The following is a 6543-nucleotide window of genomic DNA, read 5'->3' as shown; positions in this document are numbered from 1 at the left end:
GCCGAGGCGCCCAAGTCGCTCACGCTCGCCTCGTGGCCCCGCGAGGTCCGCCTCGCCTGGCACTACCTCTCGATGTACCTCGACGACTCCGGCCGCGGCGTCGACGACCCCCGCCTCGTCCTGGCCGAGTGCTTCCCGCTCGACCGCGACGTCACCGAGAAGAAGATGACCGGCTGGCTCGACCTCATGGGCGTCCCCGGCCCAAGCTCAAGCCCAACGACGACCCCGCGCTGTGCCGCTACGTCGTCGCCGGCGTCCGTTACATGCACACGCCCAAGTTCCGAGCCCACCCAGAAGATCAACCGGCCGACGAAGAGCAAGCTCCCGCCGTGCCCGATCCATGAGCCGGACGGGCTGTGGTGATGACCGACTCACCCCAGACGCGCACGGACTCACTGTCGGACTCACTGACTCGCGCACGGAGGACTCACTGAGCACTCACCCCCGGAACAAGGGAACAACGGGAACAAGGGAGTGAGGGAAGGGAAGACGGTGGTCACCCATCCATGACCCTCACTGGTCCGCGCGAGGCTTCGCGACCCGGGCCTGTGGATAACCCACGGGCTGCCGCCGTGCCCCAGGTCATGGATGGACCAGTCCCGATGAGCGTCTCCCGCCAGCAAGCCGACTGGCTCGCCCCACTCATCGCCGACTGCCGCCCCCACGGCGCACGACGCTGGGACATCCCCGGCATCCACGCCGCCATCGCACGCGTCAACCAACGCCAGCTCGTCGAAGTCATCCGAGCCTTCACCCGAGGCGCCGAAGACCGCACCGCCCACACCCCCAGCGTCGTCGTCACCAACCCCACCTACTGGCGCGAACCAGCACTCGAACAACTCGCCACCCGGGCCCAGTACTGCCGCACCCACAGCACCGCACTCAAAGCCGGCGTCTGCCCCTCCTGCCGCGCCGACCAGATCGGCGCCGACGGACCCGCAACCACCGCCCGCCCCAGCCGCGGCCTACCCCGCGACCAAGTCGCCGCCATCGTCGGCGAACTCCGCGACCACGCCCACCACACCCCGGAGACCCAGTGACCACCGACGAGCCCGACATCCACACGATGATGGCCGAGCTGACCCGGCCACACACCCACACCGAGGAGTACGCCGTCGACCTCGGCGGAACCCGCTGGTCACGACGACACCACACCCGCGTCCCCGCCCTCGTCCACCAGCTGCTCGGCGCCACCCCAGCCCGCACCGGCGCCGAATCCGGCAGCGGCCCCGTCTCCAAGCCCGCAGCACGCATCGAAGCGCTCGACACCCTCATGCTCATCGACGACGAAGCAGGGGAGTGGATCGACCGCCTCGGAGGCGTCATCCCAGCCGACACCATCGACCACCGCACCCAACGCACGGTCGCCGGCTCAGGGACCCTCGCCCGCCTCCTGCGGCTCAACGGCCTCCGCGACACCCACCGCTGCGACCGCCCCCGCGGACACCGCGACGAGAACGGCGCCTGGTGCTGCTCGGCCCACCACATCGAGCACGACGTCCGCCGCTGGTGGCACCAAGCCCGGATCATCACCGGCTGGGACACGCCCGCCTACCGACCCTTCAGTACCTGCCCGGTCTGCGAGCACCGCGGCGGCCTGCGCATCAACCTCGAACTCCAGGCCGGCTTCTGCGTCGAGTGTCGCTCGGTCTGGGACCGCACGCAGATCGGACTACTGGCCGAGCACATCCGCATCGAGAACGCCGAGCAGGAGGCCGACACGCCGGAAGGCGAGTAATGACGCCACCGCTTGACCACACCGGCCCCGTCGGGCACACTGGCGTCGACCAGTTTCGCGACCCCAGAACCCGCACAGGGCTTGGGGTCGCGGTCAGTTGTAGCCGTCGTTGTCGCAGTTCTCCGGCACCCACGCATCGCCCATCGACTTGGCCGGTGTGTCCAGGCAGTCCGCGACCTTGGCCGCATCCTTGACGCAGAGACGGTAGCCGTCGGGGTTCTGGTACCGGTCCAGGTCCATGCCCCGCCCGAGGTACTGCCCCGCGCTCGCGCATAAGTCCTGGGCCCGCTGACGGTCCTTGGCGCTCGGCCCACCATCGCCGCCGCCACCGCAGCTGGCGAGCAGCAGGGCCATGACGACGACAGCGGGCAACCCGAGCTTCTTCACGCCGACCAAGGTAGCCCCGCCGGAGCGAGGTGTCAGGCAAAGATGGCCAAGGCCCAGCACCGCACGCCGGAGTACCGCGCCGCCTACCAGCAGCTTCGACGAGCACAGGCCGCCGGCCAGTGGCTGGTCTGCGTCGAGTCGGAGTGCAAGCGCTCGAGCCGCGACATCTCACCGCTCGATCGAGCCTCGATCAGCCACGACCAGACCGGGACCGTGATCCTCGGCCCATCGCATCTCGGGTGCAACCTCTCGGAGGCGGCGAGCCGCGGCAACCGGATGCGCGCAGCGCGAGTCCGCCGTCTCGTGCTGTGACCCGACGGTCGAGTCCTTCAGGGATTCGAACAGGCCTTCGATTCTTTGGGTAGGGAGGTCGCAGAGACCGCCGCAGTCTCGCTGCACACACACGCGTTTTCCGCCAAGCCCATCGACGGCCGAAGGTCTGCAGCACGTCGGCCCGCTCCGGGCCACTTTCGACCGATCCGGGGAGGTTCTGAGACTCATGGCAGCCCGACGCCGACGCTGCGCGTTCTGCTCGACCCCGCTGCCGAAGGACGCCCGGCCCAACCGGAAGTACTGCAACGCCGATTGCCGCGCTGGCCGCCGAAGCCCGAGGCAGCGCCGAAGCCGAAGGCAGCGCCGAAGGCCGAAGGCAGCGCCGAAGCCGAAGGCAGCGCCGAAGCCGAAGGCAGCGCCGAAGCCGAAGGCGAAGGTCGCTATGTCGGTTGCCGACGCGGCGAAGAACGGACCGAGCGAGACCTGCTCGAGGCGATGCGCGACCGAATCGCCGAGGCGATCACCGATCCCGACTGCCCGAAGCGCGAGCTCGCCGCGCTGACCCTCCGCCTGCGAACATCGTGAAGGAGATCAAGGCGGTCGAGTCGGCCGAGGGCGATGACGCCATCGGTAAGGCCATGGACACGCCAGATGACAACTTCGACCCCAACGCTCTCTGAGGCAGCGCGGTACGTAGTCCTGCCGAAGGACATCGTCTCTACCGGCTGGCCGGCGGTGCGGGATACCTGCCTCCAGGTCGGGATCACCTTCGACCCCTGGCAGGACGGCGCCGGCAAGGCGATCCTCGGTAAGCGGAAGGACCACCTCTACGCGGCCGAGGCGGTCGTCCTGTCGATCTCCCGGCAGGTCGGGCAAGACCTACCTGATCGGCGCGATCATCTTCGCGCTGTGCCTGGCGAACCCGGGCACGCTGGTGCTCTGGACGGCTCACCGCTACCCGACCGCGAACGAGACGTTCCAGTCGATGAAGACGATGGTGGAGCAGCCCAAGCTGCGGCCGCACATCGTCTCGGCGACGAACCCGGGCGGCAACGGGGTCATCAAGTTCCGCAACGGCTCCCGGATCCTGTTCGGCGCCCGCGAGCGGGGTTTCGGCCGTGGCTTCCAGAAGGTTGCCGTGATCGTGTTCGACGAGGGGCAGATCCTCACCCAGTCGGCGCTGGACGACATGATCCCGGCGACGAACACACACCCGAACCCGCTGGTGTTCTTCATCGGCACGCCGCCCAAGCCGACCGATCCGTCAGACGTGTTCCTCAACATGCGGCACGAGGCGCTCTCGGGTGAGTCCGGGGACTACCTGTACGTCGAGTTCAGCGCCGACGAGGACGCGGACCCCGCCGATCGGGAGCAGTGGGCGAAGGCGAACCCTTCGTTCCCGCACCGCACGCCGGCCCGAGCCATGTTGCGCATGAAGCGGCTCCTTGGGATGGAGTCGTTCCTGCGCGAGGGCCTGGGGATCTGGGACCGGGTTGGCGGCCTGGGGATCTTCACTGCCGGCGCCTGGTCGCGGTGCTTCATCGGCTACGGCGAGGACGGCGAGACGCCGCTGGAGCCGGTCGGGGAGCCGCTCGCCCTCGGGATCGCGGCCGACCTTGACCAGACGTGGCTGTCGCTCGGCGCCGCCGTCGGCAACGACGGGAAGCACCACCTCGGGTCGGTGCTCAGGTGTCGAGCTGACGTTGACGCCGAGCGGTTCGTCGCTGAGGTCAAGCGCATCCAGGTGGAGCGCGGCGTCCCCGTCGGGATCGACAAGAAGGGTCCGGCGTCGTTCCTGATCCCGGCCCTCGAGGACGCGGGCGTTCAGCTGACGTATCTGGGGCTCGACGACTTCGTCCAGTCCTGCTCCGACCTCCGGACGGCCGTGGAGCAGGGCACGGTCACCCCACGGCGACTACGACGACCTCAACACGGCGGTCGACGCCGCCGGCTGGCGCAAGGTCGGAGAGCGGCGGGTGTTCGCCCGGAAGTCCGGCGACATCTCCTCCCTCGAGGGAGTCGCCATCGCCCGCTGGACCGCCGACAACGCACCCGTCTACGACGTGCTCGACTCGATTCTGTGAAGGAGGCAGCGATGCTGACCACCGCGCTCGACCTCCTGGGCGTTGCCTGCCTGGCCGGCTTCGCCTGGTTCGTGTGGCCGCCGGCCGCTCTCCTCGTCGTCGGCGCGGTCGCCCTGCTCGTGTCATGGCGGTCGACGCGGTGAGCCTGTTCTTCCGCGGCCGCACCGAGCAGCGGTCCATGCAGTCCTGGGTTGACGCCGACGGCTTCACGCGTCAGCCGAACGAGACCAGGGCTACGCGCCTCGGCCCCGTCTTCGCGGCGATCCGCCACATCGTCGACTACGGGTCCACACTGCCGTTGGACTCCTACCGCAAGCTGTCCGAGGCCGAGCGCATCCAGATGCCGCTCCCTCGCCTCCTGAGCCGGCTCGAGGAGCCGGGCGGGATCGGCGTCGACCAGTGGATCGGGCAGGCGCTCTACGGGCTCGCGGTGCACGGCAACGCCGTCGGCTGGGTCAGCGATGTCGACGGCTGGGGCTACCCGCTCGCGGTCACCTGGCTGCAGCGCGGGGACTGGGAGTGGAGCGAAGCCGCGCAGCGGTGGTACGTCTTCGGTGCCCCGGTGCCGTTCGCGAACGTCGTGCACATCCCATGGCTGGTGCCGTCGGGGAAGCGGATCGCGATGTCCCCGATCGAGCACTACGCCTCGATCACCTGCGCCGGTCTCTCGGCCCAGGAATACGCGGACATGAAGCGCGGCGGCGGCCTCCCGCCGATGGTGCTCCGCAACAGCGAGCGGCTCCTCGACGCCGCGGCCGCCGAGAAGGTCAGCGACCGACTGACCTCCCGCCTGGCGCTCGGCAAGCCGTTCGTCACCGGCAAGGACTGGGACCTGACGGCCCCCGAGATCCCCCCGAACCACCTGCAGTTCATCGACACGCTGAAGCTGACCGCCACACAGATCGCGGCGATCTACGGGATCGACCCGGTCGAGCTCGGCGGCGCGGCCCCGAACTCGCTGACCTACCAGACCGAGGAGCTGCGGCAGATCCGCCGCGCATCGGACATGCGGCCCTACCTGGTCCGGGTCGAGAACGCCCTCGCCAGGCTCCTGCCCAACCGGCAGTACGTGAAGTTCAACGTCGACGCCACCATGCGCGTCGACATCAAGACCCGCACCGAGATCACGGGCGCCCAGATCGCCGACGGGCGCCTGTCGGTGGACGAGGCCAGGGCGCTCGAGGACCGCCCGCCAGTGGCCGGCGGCGACCGCCACAACGTCCCTGCGCCCAAGCAGGAGCCGAACACACGAAAGGAACAGCCATGACCGACGCCGAGCGTCGTTTCACGTCGGTGCGGGTCGAGGTCCGTGCCGGCTCCGACAAGGCCCTGACCATCGGTGGGTACGCCGCCAAGTTCGAGCGGTTCTCCCAGAACCTCGGCGGCTTCGTCGAGCGCATCGCCCCGAACTTCTTCAACAAGTCCCGCGGCGACAACTGGCCCGGCGTCGTGGCCCGCTACAACCACGACGACAACATGCTGCTCGGCACCACCCAAGCCGGCACCCTGCGGCTCGGGGTCGACGACGTCGGCCTCGACTACCAGGTCGACCTCCCCTCGGCCAGGGGCGACGTGTACGAGCTCGTGCAGCGCGGCGACGTCGCCCAGTCCTCGTTCGCCTTCATGGTGTTCGAGGAGGAGTGGACGACGACCGACCAGGGGTTCCCACTCCGCACGCTGGTCTCCGGCCGGCTCATGGACGTCGCACCGGTCAACACCCCGGCCTACGAGGACACCTCCGTCGCCCTGCGCCACCTCGCCCAGAAGTTCGACGCTGCGCCGGAGGAGGTCCGCTCGCTCGCCCAGCACAACGAGCTGACCAAGTTCTTCAAGCGCACCGACAGGGGCGCTCCGGTGAAGCGTTCGGCCGCCGTCGCCTTGGCCGCGGCGAAGGCCGTCGACCTCAGCCCCCTCAAGGCCAAGCACTGACCACTGCCTACGCGCGGGCAGGACGAACCCACCCGCGTCGGGCAGCAGCACCACCCCAGCGCCGGGGCACGGCGCATCCGGCAGGGCGACCCCACCGGGATGACCAGCACCAACCAACTTCGTCCCGGAAAG

9 protein-coding genes are annotated in these 6543 nt (G+C 69.4%); 8 read left to right on the top strand and 1 reads right to left on the bottom strand.

Going from position 1 to position 6543, the window contains the following annotated elements:
* The 3 genes from BJZ21_RS20540 to BJZ21_RS20530 all read left to right on the top strand — a co-directional run.
* Positions 1-363, top strand: a 363-nt coding sequence (locus BJZ21_RS20540) for a hypothetical protein (RefSeq protein ID WP_218851574.1), incomplete at its 5' end; no start/stop codon positions are given.
* Positions 364-602: 239 nt separating this feature from the next.
* Positions 603-1040, top strand: coding sequence for a hypothetical protein (locus BJZ21_RS20535; RefSeq protein WP_179665404.1), 438 nt, complete (start codon positions 603-605; stop codon positions 1038-1040).
* Complete coding sequence (locus BJZ21_RS20530) at positions 1037-1738, top strand: hypothetical protein (protein WP_179665403.1); 702 nt, start codon at positions 1037-1039, stop codon at positions 1736-1738. Before BJZ21_RS20535 ends, BJZ21_RS20530 begins: the two co-directional genes overlap by 4 nt.
* A 93-nt stretch (positions 1739-1831) precedes the next feature.
* Here BJZ21_RS20530 and BJZ21_RS20525 read toward each other — a convergent pair whose 3' ends face one another.
* Positions 1832-2125, bottom strand: coding sequence for a hypothetical protein (locus tag BJZ21_RS20525; RefSeq protein ID WP_179665402.1), 294 nt, complete (start codon positions 2123-2125; stop codon positions 1832-1834).
* 42 nt (positions 2126-2167) lie between these two features.
* On the opposite strand from BJZ21_RS20525, the gene BJZ21_RS20520 reads away from it, so the two are divergent.
* From BJZ21_RS20520 to BJZ21_RS20500, 5 genes are all read left to right on the top strand, one after another.
* Positions 2168-2437: a hypothetical protein gene (locus BJZ21_RS20520; RefSeq protein WP_179665401.1), complete on the top strand. Its 270-nt coding sequence runs from the start codon at positions 2168-2170 to the stop codon at positions 2435-2437.
* 273 nt (positions 2438-2710) lie between these two features.
* Positions 2711-2983: a hypothetical protein gene (locus BJZ21_RS20515; protein ID WP_179665412.1), complete on the top strand. Its 273-nt coding sequence runs from the start codon at positions 2711-2713 to the stop codon at positions 2981-2983.
* 400 nt (positions 2984-3383) lie between these two features.
* The gene (locus BJZ21_RS20510) at positions 3384-4625 is read left to right on the top strand and encodes a hypothetical protein (protein WP_179665411.1); all 1242 of its coding nucleotides are present in this window, start codon (positions 3384-3386) and stop codon (positions 4623-4625) included.
* A complete protein-coding gene (locus tag BJZ21_RS20505; protein WP_179665398.1) occupies positions 4607-5749 on the top strand; it encodes a phage portal protein in 1143 nt (380 codons plus the stop codon). The genes BJZ21_RS20510 and BJZ21_RS20505 overlap by 19 nt, the downstream gene beginning before the upstream one ends.
* On the top strand, positions 5746-6411 hold the full coding sequence (locus BJZ21_RS20500; RefSeq protein ID WP_179665397.1) for an HK97 family phage prohead protease: 666 nt from the start codon (positions 5746-5748) through the stop codon (positions 6409-6411). Before BJZ21_RS20505 ends, BJZ21_RS20500 begins: the two co-directional genes overlap by 4 nt.
* Positions 6412-6543 lie beyond the last annotated feature (132 nt).

The organism is Nocardioides panaciterrulae, assembly GCF_013409645.1.
Taxonomy (GTDB): Bacteria; Actinomycetota; Actinomycetes; order Propionibacteriales; family Nocardioidaceae; genus Nocardioides; species Nocardioides panaciterrulae.
This window is presented reverse-complemented; position numbering and strand designations above follow the sequence as displayed.